We start from the raw sequence: 16,979 nt of genomic DNA on the forward strand, positions 1-16,979 counted from the left end.
TGTAATTTAAGTTATTTAATTCCGCTTTTAATTTCATTTGTGGAACGTAGTACATATTCGAAAAGCTTATCAATAATTATTGATAAGCTTTTAATAACTTTTATTCTGAAATTCAGTTTATACATTTGTAAATACAAATTAAGAATATAGATGCACGAAACTAAAAAATGAAATTCTATAAAACTAGTAAAGGATGGAATGACATTGAATTTTTTAAATAAAAAAAGATCAAAATGGTTATTAGCTATAATTTTTTTGTTAGTATTTATGCTTGCATTGGTACTCTCTTTTTTTAAAAGTGGTGGTATTGATAGGTGGAATAAGCCTGATACTCAACAGCAATATTATTTAGGTACTATTACTAAAATTGAAGAAAAAAATAATAGGATTGATGGGGAAGTTGTTTTATATGAAATCATATTAGATAATAAAACAATGCACTCTGTTTCTAAAAACTCAAAGTTTTATAAAATGATAGACAATTATGCTCAAAATGATAAAACATTAGGCTATACAAAGGTTCGAGAAGAAACAACCTTATCTAATATATCTGTAGGTGAGAAAGTTGAATTATGGAAAAGACAATTGAATAATCATTTATCTGAAATATACGAATTAACAGTTTTAGAATAAATAAAAACCCTATGCAATTGCACAGGGTTTTTATTTATTCCTATATTAGTCTTTATTTTAAAATCATTCTCTTATGAATTACGTTTTAGAATACTTTTGTGATGAGAGAATAATTCAAAGCTTTGTTGTCCATGATAGGAACCCATACCACTGTCACCAACACCGCCGAAAGGTAGGTAGTGTGAAGTCATATGAGATAATGTTTCGTTAACACAACCGCCACCGAAAGACACAGTATTGAATACTTGATCTTGTACTTCTTCATCATTGGTGAATAAGTATAGAGCAAGTGGTTTAGGGCGATTGGTGATTTCGTCTAAAATAGGATTAAGATCGTTGTATTCAATCACAGGCAAGATCGGTCCGAAGATTTCTTCTTGCATCACCGGTGAACTCCAATCCACATTACCTAATAGTGTAGGTTCAATGACCAATTGCTCACGAATCGAACGACCACCGATTAAGAACTCACCATCTTCCAAAAATTTCGCTAATCGATCAAAGTTACGTTGGTTCACGATATGCGGGAAGTTTGGATTTTGCGTCGCATTTTCTGTATATTTATCGTTGATTTCTGCTTGTAATAACGAAATAAATTCTTCACGTACATCTTCATGTACTAATAGATAATCAGGTGCTACACATGTTTGTCCTGCATTCAAAAATTTACCACGAGCAAGTCGTTGAGCTGCAACTTGTAAGTTCGCATCTTTGTGAACGATACTTGGGCTTTTACCGCCTAATTCCAATGTCACTGGAGTTAAATGTTCTGCTGCTGCTCTCATCACCACTTTACCAACCCCTGTACTACCTGTGAAAAAGATATAATCGAATTTCTCTTTGAGCAATGCTGTACTTGTCTCAACTTCGCCTTCCATAACAGCAATATACTCGCTAGGGAATGTATCTGCGATCAATTCAGCAGTTACTTTAGATACCGCAGGTGTTAATTCAGAAGGTTTGATCACTGCACTATTACCGGCTGCCATCGCACCAACCAACGGGCCAAATGCTAATTGGAAAGGATAATTCCAGGGAGCGATAATTAACGCTACACCATAAGGTTCTGGATGAATAAAGCTTTTCGAATCTGGCAAAGTAGAAGCAGTAGGTACTTTGCGTGGTGCTGCCCATTGTTCTAAATGTTCTAACGTAAAGTCGATTTCGCCCAAAACGATACGAATTTCAGAACCGAAAGCTTCAGGCTCCGATTTGTTCAAGTCGCTTTTTAAAGCATCCAAAATCGGTTGATGGAATTTCTCGATCGCTTTTTTAAGACGATTTAGAGCTTGAATACGGAATGTTACATCTTTGGTGTTACCTGTATTGAAAAATTGTCGTTGTTGTTGAACTAACTCATGTGCTGTTGTCATGTGTAAAACTCCTTTTGATATCTGTTTTTTTATAATAGACAAATCTGATTAGCTTAATATATATGAATAAATTGTCATATTAAATTGTGATAAATTGAATTATACGCTATTGATCACATAGTTACAATAACCAAACTGTATCAAGGTGTGGCAAAAGCGACATCTGTGCATAAAGTGGGTAATAAGATAGAACAGATAGATTATGATCAAAATTATCCATAAACATCCAACCCACCCTAACAGTAGAAGGAGGAATTAGGTTGCCAGACCAAAAATTAGACCCTCGTGTGCGACGTACACGCCGTTTGTTACAAGATGCGTTGATCGATCTGATGGATCGCAAACCGTATGTGCAGATAACAATTCAGGATATTACCGACCTTGCCACCTTAAACCGTAAAACATTTTACCTGCATTATGAAACAAAAGATCATTTATTATATACAACCACCGACGAGATTTTGGGCAAATTATTTGGAGATGCCAAAGAAGCATCGGTTATTAATGCTTCGATCGATGATCTACAACGTTATATTGCGCAACGCATTTTTGAGTATGTGATCAAATACAAAGAGTTTTTTCGTGTGATGTTTGAACGCAACGCCAGTATGAATTTTATCCAGTATATGAAGCGGTATATTACAACTTTTTATGAGCAGAAATTTTCGCGGTTTGACGATGATAAATTATTTGTCCATAAAGATGTGATTGCTAGTTATATCGGGTCTGCGTATGTAGGCGTGATCTATTGGTGGTTAGATAATGATATGCCTTACACACCGGAGAAAATGACCGAGCAGATGATCCAGCTTAATTCGCGTGGGCCGATTCAGATTATTCGGATGTATGCAGAAGATGAAGAGTAGCAGACATAGCAAAAAGGCAAATCCCACTTTTTAAAGTTAAAAGAGGATTTACCTGTTATTTATACAAGCTACAAATTACATTATGCGTACATTAGTTAGACATTACTCATAGGGATTGATGGTGAAGCAGCGATTGGACAGATCGAAGGCGCAGTTGTGCTTGCGTTATCACGAACTTTGGTAAGCAGACGACGCAATACCACCAGTTCTTCTGCTGAAATCCCATCTACCAGTTCTTGACCGACTTCTTCCATCACAGGGCAGACTTCTTGTTCCAACTGTGCACCTGCGGGAGTCAGGTATATTTTGAAGCAACGACGATCATCTGTGCATGTAATTTTGCGGACAAACCCTTTATTTTCTAAATTAGAGATCATACGCGTAATATTGGTTTTGTCTTTCCCTAAGCGCTCACCAATTTCATTTTGTGTAATCCCGTCTTTTTTCCATAACAGCATCATAATAAAATTTTGCTCGGGCGCTAGGTTAAATGGAGATAATTTATTTTTAATATGACCGGAGATTGCGAGATGTACATCACGAATCAATACGGTATAACTCTTTTCTACGTCATAAGGCATAACATTCACCTACTGTTTTAGTTGTTATAGCAACCTTTTGTGCAAAAATAGCCTATCACTTGTAACCGTTATTGTCAACGAAGCTATTCACAAGTCATGCCAAAATACCGATAATAAATTGACGGAATAAGTAATGTTCATTCTGAAACTTTCATTTTTATCCTTGACATTGTTCGACACAAGGTCTATTGTGGATTTTGTAAACAGTGTCTGTCACAAAAGAGACACAACGACGGATTGACTTTAAAGCGAGATTTGGATATGCAACGACTTCTTTTATGTAAAGTCGTACATAATAAAAAATGCTCGTTTATTTTTTGGCGATATAGTTGCTATATCAACCGTATCTTTGTAGCAAGAATGAACACACCACATGTCACGTAGATAAAATATACCCGCACGATAGAATAGAAAATGTGTTGGAGTAGGGTACTTTGGAGGAGAAACGAATGGAAGCAATGACTTTTGTATTGTTCGGCTCAACAGGGGATTTAGCAAAACGTAAAATTTTCCCTGCTTTGTATAACTTGTTTGTAGATAGCAAAATGCCTGAAGCTTTTTCAATTATTGGTTTAGGAAGAAAATCGTTCAATGATGCTACATTCCAGACTTACGTAGAACAGGCACTAGAAGAATTTTCACGCAACAAACCAGAAAATCGCGAATCCGTAGATGCTTTTCTTCGCTCGATTCGTTACCATATCTTAAATGTTGATGATACAGCAGGTTACCAAGAACTGCTCAAAATCGTCGAAGCTCGTGAAACAGAATTAAATATCCCACAAAATCGGATGTTCTATATGTCTGTCGCTCCTGAATTCTTTGAAGTGATTGCGACGAATATCAAAGATAGTGGACTTGGAACAACAACAGGCTGGAAACGTCTGATTATCGAAAAACCATTTGGACATGATCTTTCTTCTGCTCGTCAGTTGAATGAACAATTAAGCAAAACATTTGCAGAAGAAGAAATTTTCCGTATTGATCACTACTTGGGCAAACCAATGGTGCAAAATTTGGAATCTTTAGCTTCTACCAATCCAGCTATTCAAGCACTTTGGAACAACCGTCATATTGCTAATGTACAGATTACAGCAGCAGAAACAGTTGGTGTAGAAGAACGTGCAGGTTATTATGATCATACAGGTGCTATTCGTGATATGATGCAAAACCATATGTTGCAAGTGTTGATGATGACTGCAATGACATTGCCTGCTGGTCATACAGTAGACGATGTACGCTCTCACAAAAAACATATCGCTCAGTCTTTACGCTCCATTTCTAAAGAAGATGCGCACAAACATATCGTACGTGCTCAATATAGTGCTGGTGAAAGCAATGGCAAAGTATTAGCTTCTTATCAGGATGAGCCAGGAATCACTCCAGGTTCAGTGACAGATACATTTATCGCGGCTCGTGTATGGGTAGACGATTTTTCTTGGCAAGGCGTTCCTTTCTATATTCGTACAGGTAAACGTATGAAAGAGAAATCCACTCGTATCGTAATTGAATTTAAAGACGTGATGAAAAACGAAGATATCTGTGTAGCTTGTGATGCTCAACCGAATATGTTGGTGATCAGCATTAATCCAGATCAAAAAATCACACTACAATTAAATCATAAAAATGTGATCACAGGTCGCCTTGAGCCGATGACTGCTGAATTCAAAGTCGGTTCAGATAACGAGCCAGAAGCATACGAATTGCTTATCAATGATGCACTACGTGGAGATGCAACATTCTTCGCGCACTGGGATGAAGTTGAATTGTCTTGGCAGTGGGTACAACCGATTTTAGAAGCATTTGCAGATAACGATTTGCCAATACATCATTATCCAGCAGGTACGTATGGACCTGAAGCTTCTAATGAATTGCTTGCTGTTGAAGGATTCCAATGGTTAAAAGATCAACCTGTTCAAGCTTCTGCTCCAGCAGCAGTCGTTTAACAGATACCATAAAATGGGTAATACGCTCTGGTATATGTTTTACAGAGCGTATTCTACATGTGATCTAAAGCTAAGATTTGGCTTTGTAGATATAGATCAATAGAGAAAAGACTTATGGATAGTGAGTAACAAGGACTTTTATAAAAAGACACGGAGGGTTACACAAATGAAAATCGGATTAGTTGGATTAGGAAAAATGGGTATGAATCTTGGACAAAACTTGATGGATCACAACCACGAGGTTGTAGCATTTGACTTGAACAAAGAAGCGGTAAAAGAAATCGCTGATTTGGGTGCAACACCTGCATACACATTAGCAGAAGTTGTATCTAACTTGGAATCTCCACGTATTCTTTGGATCATGGTTCCTCATGGTGTAGTTGATTCTGTATTGGGAGAAATCGCTCCATTGTTAAACGAAAATGATATCGTGATCGAAGCAGGTAACTCTCACTACAAAGAATCGATTCGTCGTTATAACGAATTGAAATTAAAAGGTATTCGTTACATGGATGCAGGTACTTCAGGCGGTATGAGTGGTGCTCGTAACGGTGCTTGTTATATGGTTGGTGGCGACAAAGAAGCTTGGGATGTAGTTGAACCGGTATTCCGCGATACTGCTGTTGAAAATGGCTTCTTGTATGCAGGCGAATCAGGTAGTGGTCATTACTTGAAAATGGTTCATAACGGTATCGAATACGGTATGATGGCTGCAATCGGTGAAGGATTTGAAGTATTAGAGAAAAGCCCGTACGATTTCAACTACGAAAAAGTAGCACGCGTATGGAATAACGGTTCTGTTATCCGTTCATGGTTAATGGAATTGACAGAAAACGCATTTGCAAAAGATGGTAACTTAGAAGAAATTCAAGGAATCATGCATTCTTCTGGTGAAGGTAAATGGACAGTAGAAGAAGCAATGGATCTACAAATGGCGACTCCAGTTATCGCATTGTCTCTATTGATGCGTTACCGTTCTCTAGACAACGATACATTTACAGGTAAAGTGGTAGCAGCTCTACGTAACGAATTTGGCGGACACGCTGTAGAGAAAAAACAATAATCTAGCGCTTGGCAATCAAAGCGCGATATCTTCTAGTACAATCGAAGAATGATTTTTAAGATAGCAAAATCGAGAGGCACTTCATAGGATAGTCATTTTATAGCCGTCAGGTTATAGAAGGATACCTTATGAAGTGTCTTTTTCTATATAACAAAAAATACATATAAATTTGTGATATGACATTGACGTTAACGTGAGATAGTAGTATTATAGTTACATAATCAATATGTAATTATTTTTATATAAAATATTGAAGCACAAACAAAGTGAGGGATAACAGATGACTCTCTATAAGATCGATGAAGTAGCCACTGCCTGTAACTTAACTAAGCGTACACTTCGTTATTATGAAGAGATTGGACTTGTTTCTCCTCAACGTAGTGATGGCGGAACAAGGCTATACAGTCAGACAGATATTGATCGGCTCAAAAAAATTATTAATGCTCGCGATGTGCTAGGCTTCTCGCTTCAAGAATTACAGCATTATGTCAAAGTAACCGAGATGCTCAATGATCAGCGCGAGCAATACCGCAACACTACGGATGAAGAAGAACGTCGTCAGCAATTGATCGAAATGAATAAGACGTTAGATCAACAGCTACATATGGTGGATGAGAAGTTAAACCGTATCTATGCGTTCAAAGCCGATGCAGAATTATTGCGTCAACGGATTCAAGAAGGATTAGCTCAATTAAATTAACGTTTTCCAAGGAGGAATACATCAATATGAGTACCAAAACATCTACTTTAAAAGAACTGCCTGAACGTGGCGGGTTGTTTTCTCAACCTAAAGCCGTCTGGGCTGTTGCTTTTGCTTGTGTAATCTCATTTATGGGTCTGGGTTTAGTTGACCCTATTTTGCCAGCAATCGCCAATCAATTACATGCAAGTAAAAGTCAGGTCTCGTTACTATTTACCAGTTATAATCTGGTTACTGGTCTAGCGATGTTAATTACAGGTTTTGTATCCAGTCGGATCGGGGTTAAATGGACATTATTAAGTGGAATTTTGCTTATTATCGCGTTCTCAGCGTTAGGCGGAGCATCTGATACGATTGCTCAAATCGTTGGTTTCCGCGGTGGATGGGGATTAGGTAATGCACTCTTTATTGCAACAGCATTGTCAGCAATCGTAGGATTATCTACATCCGGTACAGCGAAAGCGATTATTTTGTACGAAGCGGCACTTGGACTAGGGATTTCTGTAGGGCCTTTGCTTGGTGGAGAATTGGGTTCGATCTCTTGGAGAGGTCCTTTCTTCGGAGTTAGTGTCTTGATGGTGATTGGTTTCTTATTTATTTTATTCGTTTTACCGAAAATTCCAAAACCAACTAAACGCAGTTCACTCGCTGATCCATTCAAAGCACTTAGCTATCCAGCACTCAAAACATTAGCGATTGTTGCTTTCTTATATAACTTTGGTTTCTTTACATTGATGGCTTATTCTCCTTATGTCATGGGCTTAGACGAACATGGACTTGGCTATGTATTTTTTGGATGGGGAATCTTGCTTGCTTTCACTTCAGTATTTGTAGCACCTAAATTACAAAGTCGTTTTAACCTTGCTGCTTCCATGGGTGTGATGTTGACTTTATTTACACTTGATTTGCTAGCGATGGGTATCGGTACATTTATGGGTTCACCAACCACTGTTATTGTGGCTGTTATCGTTGCAGGTATTTTCTTAGGTATTAATAATACGTTGATTACAACAGCAGTTATGGAATCGGCTCCTGTAGAACGTTCTGTAGCTTCTGCTTCATATAGCTTTGTTCGTTTCTTAGGTGGTGCAGCTTCTCCTTGGTTAGCAGGTAAATTATCTGAATGGTATAATGCTCAGATGCCATTTTACTTTGGTGCATTAATGGTATTTATCGGGGTATTGGTATTGATTGTACGTCGTCGTCATTTACGTGATATCGATGTATCTCATGCTCACTAATCTTAGGTTCTACATCTAATTTTTGATTCTATATATAGAAGGAAGAGGATAACCATGACCAATATTCAATCACAAGAACAGATGCCAACAGGTTCCGTATTTCGTAAAATATTAGTGGCTGTAGATGGATCAGAACACGCAGATCGAGCATTACAGAAAGCGATCGAATTGATTCAATCGTTATCAAATAAGCCTTCACTAACAGCGGTTCATGTTAATCCGGTTATGATGGTTGCTGAGCCACCACTAGGTATTGATGTGGATGCGAAGTTGAACGAAGAAGGGCATGAAATGACAGAACCTTATCGTCAAGTGCTTAATCCTACAGGTATCCAATATGATATTAATTATCAGACAGGTGATCCAGCGACGATTATTTGCGATCTGGCGAATAGCCAAAATTACGATCTAATCGTGATGGGAACGAGAGGAATGAGTAAAATGTCTGAACTGTTCCTCGGCAGTGTTAGTCACAAAGTGATCCAGCATGCCAACTGTCCGGTATTAACTGTAAAATAACGCACAGAATACAAATAGATGAATAGGTAATCCAAGCAAAAGAGCTATACGATCTGATTATTCAGAAGTATAGCTCTTTTTTTGATTTGATAGTTGATAACGATTTAGAGTAATCAGCTAGATTTCTTATGAATAAGGCAACAGCTTAGACAATGCCGATTATAGGGTGAGTATCGGGATAGTATTGCAGTAACAGAATAAGACAGAAATCTCTTTATACCAGAAGTGGGATAACCAACAGCTACGAGCATTTCTGATCCGTATACTGCGGATTAGGCTACCGGTAGCAAGTGTGGTATTCTTACTTCTGGTTCTGCTTTTAGGGCAGTCATTCTGTTTATAATATAGAAAAAAATAGAATTGGAGAGATGATCGGATGAAACTGGTTCCCCCTCAGTCATTTACTTATCGCGGAGGAGCAAGGGCTGTACTGCTATTGCATGGATACACCGGCAATACACTGCATGTCCGCAAACTGGGACGTTTCCTGAATGATAGAGGATATACCTGTCATGGACCGCTGTATAAAGGACACGGCACTATTCCAGAGGAACTGCTACACACCAAACCTTCGGCATGGTGGGAAAGTGCTGTGGAAGGTTATGAATACTTAGAGCAGGCAGGATATGAAGAGATCGCTGTAGTGGGTGTATCACTAGGCGGTGTGTTCTCCCTACGGCTGGGTACTTTGTTTCCCGCCAAAGCTATTGTTTCTATGTGTGCACCGATACGTGAAAAAGACAATGAGGATATCCTTAGACGGGTACTCGAATATGCCCGCTGGTTCAAGTCGATTGAGGGCAAAGAAGAGCCGCAGATTGAGCAGGAACTGATACAATTGGCTGAAGAGCCACTGCACAGTCTAGATCAGTTACGCAAACTAATTGCTTCTACCGCTAGTCAGGTGAAGCGCATTTCCGCACCGACATTAATTATGCAGGGCGAGCTCGATGAAGATCTTTATCTGGAGAGCGCCCGGATTATTTATGACGAGCTGACCATGCCACTTAAAGAGCTGAAATGGTATAACCAGTCCGGTCATATTCTGACGATGGACAAGCAACATGATCTGGTATTTGAGGATATATATCGATTCCTAGAAAGTCTGGAATGGAATGCAGTGTCTGGTATTGGAGAGTAATGAGAAGGAATATGTAATACGGCTTTCATAACTGAATATCTAATCCAAGCCAAAGAGCTATACGATCTGATCATGTCAGAAGTATAGCTCTTTTTTTGATCGGATTAATTTATAAATATCATTGTGAAATAGCTAGATTGGTTATTGCTTAGACAACATCGCTATTAGGAATGACCACAGGTAGAACAGCTTCGATACCATTACGAATTTGCTGACAAGAGTATTCGAATTTGGTCTGCTCTTCTTTACTTAGTTGCAACTCAATAATTTCTTTGATTCCTTCGCCACCGATAATCGCAGGCACACCTGCACATACATCGTATTGTCCGTATTCGCCTTCTAATATAGAAGAAACAGCAATAATCCGTTGTTCATCATTAAGAATCGAGCGGGCAATATATGCAAGCGCATTGCCGATACCGAATTGAGTATTGCCTTTGCGGGTAAAAATCTCCCATCCTGCATCTTTGGTTTTGCGAGCGATATCATCGAGATTCAGATCAGGAAAACGAGCCGTATGTTGATCCAAAATATGAAGTAATGGCTTACCACCAATCGTAACATGTGACCATGCGACAAATTGAGATTCTCCATGTTCTCCAAGTGCATATCCATGTACACTACGTGGATCGATCGAAAAGACATCGGAAAGTAGCGTCTTGAGACGAGAAGAATCGATCGATGTACCTGTTCCGATCACACGCTCACGCGGGAAGCCTGAAATTTGCCATACAAGATGAGTGATCACATCTACAGGATTAGCCGCAATAATAAATACACCGTTGAATCCACTAGCAACGATAGGTTCTGTAATTTCGCGAGCAATCGCAGCCGTCTCATGTAAAATATTCATCCGGTTATTTTGCCCGGGTACAGGATTAGCACCAGCAGTAATAATTACAATATCCATATCTCCACAATCTTCTAATGTACCTGCATAGACTTTGGTACGGTGAGATGTAAATTCCATACAATGTGACAAATCCAATGCTTGTGCTACTGCACGCTCATGTGTACGTCCGATCATCATAATCTCATCACCTATCGATTGATTAATCATCGAATATGCACAACCTGCGCCTACCATTCCTGCACCTACGATAGCCACTTTTCTTGATTTTCTCCGCATAGCTAACCTCCTACTTATCCTTTTATGCCATGTAATATTGGCTGATCTATATTTAATAAAATACAACTAAAGTGCATTTCAATGTCAATTAACTATTCATCATCACTTATAATATTACTTTATTTTGCTTATTATTAACAGATGTGTCATGAAACTTAACTTAATATTTATTTGAAATGATTAGAATGTGATAAAAATGTGAATACGCGATAGAATTGTCGTTTGAGGGTAATAATAAGGAGTAAGCCAAACAAGGAGGAATAGATCATGTCTACGATTCAAAATGAACGCATTCTACTGGTAAGCCGTCCTAAAGGTGTACCAACCGCAGAAAACTTTACGATTGATCAGCAACCACTTGAGGAAGCTGCTGAAGGACAATTGCAAATTCAGACTTTATATATATCTGTCGATCCGTATATGAGAGGGCGCATGAGTGAAGCGAAATCTTATGCTGCTTCTTATGCTCTAAACGAACCTGTGAGTGGTGGTTCAATCGGTAAAGTTCTTCAAAGTAACGATTCTCGTTATCAAGAAGGCGATATTGTTGTCGGTGGATGGGGATGGCAACGATATGCGGTTGTTGATGCAGACACTTGTCGCAAAGTCGATCCAGAGCTCGCTCCGATCTCGACTGCTGTAGGTGTACTGGGTATGCCTGGACTCACTGCTTATTTTGGTACACTTCGTATCGGTAATCCGCAACCGGGGGAGACATTGGTTGTCTCTGGTGCAGGTGGTGCTGTAGGGATGTTAGTAGGACAGATTGGTAAAATCAAAGGATGTCGCGTTGTCGGTATCTCCGGTTCTGAAGAAAAAAATCGTTATTTGTTAGATGAACTTGGATTCGATGCAGTCATTAACTACAAAGACGAGAAACCTGTACGTGAAGCGCTAGAAGAAGCTTGCCCGGATGGAGTCGATATTTATTTTGATAATGTCGGTGGTGAAATCTCTGATGCAGTTATTGATCTACTTAATACGAATGCACGTATTCCATTATGTGGACAGATTTCTCTGTATAACAATGAAAAACCGGATATTGGCCCACGTATCCAGCCTACACTACTCAAACGTACAGTGTTGCTAAAAGGATTCTTGGTTGGCGATTATGCCGCCGACGCAGCAGAAGGATTAAAAGAAATGGGTAGCTGGGTTAAAGAAGGCAAACTCAAATATCGCGAAAATGTGGTAGAAGGCTTTGAAAATACACCTCAAGCTTTTATCGGATTATTCAGTGGCGAAAATCTAGGTAAACAATTGGTGAAAGTGACCGATTAATGATATGCTAGCTCATTTATAAAATGGCATGATAACCACAACAATAGAAATAAACAAAAACCGACTTCTGTTTTGTAGAAGTCGGTTTTTGTGCGTTAATACAGATTATTTAGACAAAGGAATCGCTTCATCTGATGTCATTTTGCGATATTGACGGTACATCGATATTCTCCAATGCAACAATGTTCCAAAAGCGAGAATAAAAAATACGCCTGCTGTCTGCGGAATCGAAATATATTGCTCAATAAATCGGTGTAAAAGTAAACGAATCATTAATAGACCTATTAAAATAAACAGAAAACTTTTGGAACGTTGTACCACGATATCTGTACCTGAACGTTCAAACTTGGTACCTCGAATTAACGGATACGAAAAAATAAACCAACCTGCTAAAAAAGCACCCAAAGCCCATATCCAGGAAACCCGGAAATCAGCTACAACGAACATTAGAAAACCAGTACTCATTCCCATAGGTGGGATCAGAATTTTTTTGGCATTGACCGGTCTGTGATTTGTACGAGAACGCACCAGAATCGCTGTTATCGCAATCACTAACAGACCTACAGTTGATCCGATCTGTAAAAATGAGGGACTAAATTGTAGCATAATAAAGGTCAAACCCCTCTTCTGCAATTAAAATGGAATTACGCTTTCATTATATCATATTACCAGTAGTGATCGTTGAGATCAAAGCTTGCAAAGTGGTCTATTTTGTTAAAATTTTACTTATAGTGTGAAAGACCTACAACGATAAAAAGTCATTTTGTCGAAATAGTAAAATATAGTAAAATGTAGAGTAGATTCATCAAAATATACAAGCTCAGTATAGCCATATCATGTTCTATAATCTATTACTACAAAGGGGAATACAGTGAAATGACAACCTATCAAATTTTAATTGCAGAAGATGAACCGGCTTTGCGCTTTTTGCTTCAAGAAACGTTAGAAGATGAAGGCTACAACGTGGTCGAAGCAGAAGATGGTAAGCAAGCTCAAGAAAAGCTGTCGAGTCACCCTTTTGACCTTGTGATTTTGGATTATATGATGCCTGAAGCTACAGGAATAGAAGTATGTGAATGGTTACGTCAAAGCGGTGGAGTCAATGCGCAGAAGCCTGTTATTTTACTTACAGCCAAAGCACAGGAGAAAGATCGGATTCGTGCGGAACAAGCAGGAGTGTCTTTATATATGTCCAAGCCATTTAGCCCACTGCAATTAATGGATGCAGCAGAAGAATTACTGTCAGGCAGTGGAGGGGATGAGTAATGAATCCAGCCCGCGGGGGTCTGGCACGTCGAGTCGCTTTATGGACGATTGTTCTTTTTTTAGTTTTTGGCATTATTATTTTTGCAGTCGAGTGGTTTTTTAAGCAACAGACCGCAGATATTACCAATGATATCAATACACATCTTAATCAGCAAAATCAGATTCAAGATATGGATGAAGATTATCGTACAGCAGTGTCTGATTTTCGGGCATATTTGGCATATGATCGCAATGAATTTTTCCTCGAAGCAGAGAGCAGTCGCGATGAATTTATAACACGTTTGGATACTTTTAAAAAAGTTCAGGCTGAAGATTCACGTCTGGATGAATTATCGCGCAAAAGTACAGAGTACTTTAGTTATTTTCCAGTGATGCAAGCACTCAAACAACAAAATAATCAAACTGAAATCAATCGTATTTCACAGACGATTACGACCGCTCTCGTCCAATCGGTCAACAGCGAATTGGATCGATTAATGCAGATTGAACGGCAAGAAGTAAATGATCTGATTGCCAAAAGCAAACGTATCAATTCTTTGATCTTGTTTGTACCGTTGGTGTTGATTTTGTTAGGGCTAGGAACAGCAGTGATATTAATCCGGTATTTACGCAAATCGATTATTCACCCGATTGCCCAGATGGAGCAAGCTGTTGAGCGGATCAGCAAAGGGGAATATATTCATTTAGAACATACCTTTTCGCAAGATGAAATTGGCGGTCTAGTAACGGGCATTAATCATATGAGCGACCAGTTGAAAGAACGTCATCAAGAACTGGAAGAAAGTCTACGTCAAATGGGAGAACAACATGACGAATTGGAAGCTCAGAATGAAGAAATCCTAATGCAACAGCAAGAACAGGAAACGATTTTGGGACGCTTAACCGAGCGAGAGACACAGTTACAATTGATTAATTCTTATCAAGAAAAGCTGACCGGCTTTGCACAGATGAGTGATTTTTTGGAAAGTAGTCTGCGTGCGTTAATGCAAGCTACCCGCCATGATGCGTTGATGCTGGTTATCCAGGAGGAGATAGGCAATCCTGCTTCATCACGTATGATGTATTCGATCGGATGGCCGCATACGATACATGGAGAAGCGATTGACCATTTATTTGGCCCGGCATTACAAGTATTAGAAGAAAAGTCTCCAATTGTACGTAGTCGTAGTCTAAGCACTGAAGAAAAAGGAGTTCATCAAGGATATGAACGTGCAGATGATCATTACTATCCTATTTTTAATGAAGAAATGAATGTGCTTGGGTTTGTGCTTTTTACAACGTATGGCAGTCTGATGGTGCATATCAAAGATAAATTAATGACCGAAGGGCTTATCGGACAATTTGGATTGGCATATCAAGCGCAATTAGCAAGTGAAGAGCGCCGCAAGCAAAGTGTTCGTCTGGAAGAACTTAATGCGGAATTGGAACTGGAAAAGCGGATGCTCAAGCAACAACGGGATACGATTCAACAGATTATCGATTCTTTGCATGAAGGATTGGTACTTTGCGATCCACAAGGAACGATTTCATTTTGCAATCAACAGGTAAGTCGTGTGAATCCAGAACTGATTACAGGAGCCAATATTACATCGCTGACAGAATACTTGGACAATCATACAGTAGAACATACGATGTTGAGCGAGCAGATTCAGCAGCTATTAATCGAAGAAAGCAAAGAGTGGAAAACACAGTTTTCACTGCAAGGACGTGACGGATCTATTTATTATATGGAAATGTATATGAATATGATCAAAGGCATGAATTTGGAAAATTATCATCTGTTTGTATTCCGCGATCGCACAGAAGAAGAGCAAGCAGATCAATTGAAAAATGAATTTGTAAGTATTGTATCGCATGAATTACGGACTCCACTGGCAAGTATTTTAGGCTTTGTCGAGATATTGCTTCATCGCGAAGTCAAACCGGAAAAAGCGAAAAAATACATGGAAACCATACATGGAGAAGCGAATCGCTTATCCAATCTGATCAGTGATTTTCTGGATCTACAACGGATGGAATCAGGCAAGCAAAATTATACACTGATTCCGTTTGATATCAATCCGATTGTGCAAAGTGTAGCCAAACAGTGGGATAACAAGCAAGGCTATACGATCGGAATCGATGTACCTGAAGAAGTATGTCTGGTACGAGCAGATAGCGATCGAATCACACAGGTTATGCATAATTTGATCAGTAATGCGATTAAGTACTCACCCGGTCAAAATCGTGTCGATGTTCGCTTGATCGATGGAGATACTCACTGGATTGCTGCGGTACAAGATTATGGACTGGGTATACCTGAAGAATCGAAGCCACATATGTTTGGCAAATTTTATCGGGTAGACAATTCAGATCGTCGTCAGATCGGTGGAACAGGCTTGGGACTTGCGATTGTCAAAGAAATCATAGAGGACTTAGGCGGAGAAGTGTATTTTGATTCTATTTTAGGTGAAGGCAGTACATTCTATATTAAATTGCCCAAATTCCAGCTAGATGTACTGGATCACAAAATTGTGGTGCTAGAAGACGATGAAAATTTAGCCCGTCTGATCGGTGCTACCTTTGAAGAACAGAATTATGATATTTTGCGTATGGATACCGCAGAAGAAGCATTGCTTGCTCTGGAATATAGTCAGCAACCACCGTTATTATGTCTGGTGGATGTACAGCTACATGGCTCGCAAAATGGATGGGATTTTATTCAGGCACTCAAAAATAACAAAGCTTATCGGCATGTGCCTGTAATTATCTCGTCTGCATTAGATCAACCGGACAATTATGCAGAAACATCGAATGAACGATATTTACAAAAGCCATTTAGTGTAGAACGGTTGTTAGAACTAGGAATGAACTTGATCCACAGCGATACAAAAAGTACAGGATTGGTTGTCGCAATGCAAAATGAAGATACTGTCAAAACAACCTTGCAAAAAAATGGGCTAGGTGAAGCTGAATTGCAGTTGAATGAAGATTTTATACACGTAGATTGGATTAAAGAAGATACACCGCCTCATGAGTAATCTGTAAAAGATAAAACACCTTCTGCTTTCAAAGTATGCTGAACATGATGATGTGCATCTACAGCGACTGAAGTCAGAAGGTGTTTTTGTAATGAGCCAGATAGTTAGGATTTACTCTATTCATTTTATATGATATTATCGCAATACTACATATAACAACCGATTTATTTTGCTTACATACGTAATGATTTAAATTTATTTAGCGATATAACCTTGAAAT

Annotated in this window: 15 protein-coding genes; 11 read left to right on the forward strand and 4 right to left on the reverse strand. The window is 38.9% G+C overall.

Features of this window, described 5'->3' with window-relative positions:
* Positions 1 to 204: 204 nt before the first annotated feature.
* Positions 205 to 633, forward strand: a complete 429-nt coding sequence (locus ACFSGI_RS00580; RefSeq protein ID WP_204826444.1) for a hypothetical protein — start codon at positions 205 to 207, stop codon at positions 631 to 633.
* 71 nt (positions 634 to 704) lie between these two features.
* On the opposite strand, the gene ACFSGI_RS00585 is transcribed toward ACFSGI_RS00580, so the two are convergent.
* Complete coding sequence (locus tag ACFSGI_RS00585) at positions 705 to 2,006, reverse strand: aldehyde dehydrogenase (RefSeq protein WP_204826445.1); 1,302 nt, start codon at positions 2,004 to 2,006, stop codon at positions 705 to 707.
* Between the two features lie 260 nt (positions 2,007 to 2,266).
* Between ACFSGI_RS00585 and ACFSGI_RS00590 the strand changes: the two genes are divergently transcribed.
* Positions 2,267 to 2,872, forward strand: coding sequence for a TetR/AcrR family transcriptional regulator (locus ACFSGI_RS00590; protein ID WP_204826446.1), 606 nt, complete (start codon positions 2,267 to 2,269; stop codon positions 2,870 to 2,872).
* A gap of 95 nt (positions 2,873 to 2,967) precedes the next feature.
* On the opposite strand, the gene ACFSGI_RS00595 is transcribed toward ACFSGI_RS00590, so the two are convergent.
* The gene (locus ACFSGI_RS00595) at positions 2,968 to 3,453 is read right to left on the reverse strand and encodes a MarR family winged helix-turn-helix transcriptional regulator (RefSeq protein ID WP_204826447.1); all 486 of its coding nucleotides are present in this window, start codon (positions 3,451 to 3,453) and stop codon (positions 2,968 to 2,970) included.
* Between the two features lie 449 nt (positions 3,454 to 3,902).
* On the opposite strand from ACFSGI_RS00595, the gene zwf reads away from it, so the two are divergent.
* The 6 genes from zwf to ACFSGI_RS00625 all read left to right on the forward strand — a co-directional run bounded on the left by zwf (position 3,903) and on the right by ACFSGI_RS00625 (position 10,063).
* On the forward strand, positions 3,903 to 5,399 hold the full coding sequence (zwf, locus tag ACFSGI_RS00600; protein WP_204826448.1) for a glucose-6-phosphate dehydrogenase: 1,497 nt from the start codon (positions 3,903 to 3,905) through the stop codon (positions 5,397 to 5,399).
* 166 nt (positions 5,400 to 5,565) lie between these two features.
* On the forward strand, positions 5,566 to 6,462 hold the full coding sequence (gnd, locus tag ACFSGI_RS00605; RefSeq protein ID WP_204826449.1) for a phosphogluconate dehydrogenase (NAD(+)-dependent, decarboxylating): 897 nt from the start codon (positions 5,566 to 5,568) through the stop codon (positions 6,460 to 6,462).
* 280 nt (positions 6,463 to 6,742) lie between these two features.
* Positions 6,743 to 7,162, forward strand: coding sequence for a MerR family transcriptional regulator (locus ACFSGI_RS00610; protein WP_204826450.1), 420 nt, complete (start codon positions 6,743 to 6,745; stop codon positions 7,160 to 7,162).
* A gap of 26 nt (positions 7,163 to 7,188) precedes the next feature.
* The gene (locus ACFSGI_RS00615; RefSeq protein WP_204826451.1) at positions 7,189 to 8,403 is read left to right on the forward strand and encodes an MFS transporter; all 1,215 of its coding nucleotides are present in this window, start codon (positions 7,189 to 7,191) and stop codon (positions 8,401 to 8,403) included.
* Between the two features lie 54 nt (positions 8,404 to 8,457).
* A complete protein-coding gene (locus tag ACFSGI_RS00620; protein ID WP_379282157.1) occupies positions 8,458 to 8,922 on the forward strand; it encodes a universal stress protein in 465 nt (154 codons plus the stop codon).
* A 376-nt stretch (positions 8,923 to 9,298) separates the two neighbouring features.
* A complete protein-coding gene (locus tag ACFSGI_RS00625) occupies positions 9,299 to 10,063 on the forward strand; it encodes an alpha/beta hydrolase (protein ID WP_204826452.1) in 765 nt (254 codons plus the stop codon).
* A gap of 148 nt (positions 10,064 to 10,211) precedes the next feature.
* On the opposite strand, the gene ACFSGI_RS00630 is transcribed toward ACFSGI_RS00625, so the two are convergent.
* Positions 10,212 to 11,192 (reverse strand): L-lactate dehydrogenase, encoded by a 981-nt coding sequence (locus tag ACFSGI_RS00630; protein ID WP_204826453.1) that lies wholly within the window; start codon positions 11,190 to 11,192, stop codon positions 10,212 to 10,214.
* A 267-nt stretch (positions 11,193 to 11,459) separates the two neighbouring features.
* Here ACFSGI_RS00630 and ACFSGI_RS00635 point away from each other — a divergent pair, with 267 nt between their 5' ends.
* Positions 11,460 to 12,473 carry an NADP-dependent oxidoreductase gene (locus tag ACFSGI_RS00635; RefSeq protein ID WP_204826454.1) on the forward strand — a complete coding sequence of 338 codons (1,014 nt, stop codon included), beginning with the start codon at positions 11,460 to 11,462 and terminating at the stop codon, positions 12,471 to 12,473.
* 105 nt (positions 12,474 to 12,578) lie between these two features.
* Here ACFSGI_RS00635 and ACFSGI_RS00640 read toward each other — a convergent pair whose 3' ends face one another.
* Complete coding sequence (locus ACFSGI_RS00640; protein ID WP_204826455.1) at positions 12,579 to 13,079, reverse strand: CcdC family protein; 501 nt, start codon at positions 13,077 to 13,079, stop codon at positions 12,579 to 12,581.
* Positions 13,080 to 13,349: 270 nt separating this feature from the next.
* On the opposite strand from ACFSGI_RS00640, the gene ACFSGI_RS00645 reads away from it, so the two are divergent.
* Both ACFSGI_RS00645 and ACFSGI_RS00650 read left to right on the forward strand, forming a co-directional pair.
* On the forward strand, positions 13,350 to 13,739 hold the full coding sequence (locus ACFSGI_RS00645) for a response regulator transcription factor (protein ID WP_204826456.1): 390 nt from the start codon (positions 13,350 to 13,352) through the stop codon (positions 13,737 to 13,739).
* The gene (locus ACFSGI_RS00650) at positions 13,739 to 16,759 is read left to right on the forward strand and encodes an ATP-binding protein (protein WP_204826457.1); all 3,021 of its coding nucleotides are present in this window, start codon (positions 13,739 to 13,741) and stop codon (positions 16,757 to 16,759) included. Before ACFSGI_RS00645 ends, ACFSGI_RS00650 begins: the two co-directional genes overlap by 1 nt.
* The last annotated feature ends 220 nt before the right edge of the window (positions 16,760 to 16,979 follow it).

Source organism: Paenibacillus nicotianae, from assembly GCF_042681745.1.
Taxonomy (GTDB): Bacteria; Bacillota; Bacilli; order Paenibacillales; family Paenibacillaceae; genus Saccharibacillus; species Saccharibacillus nicotianae.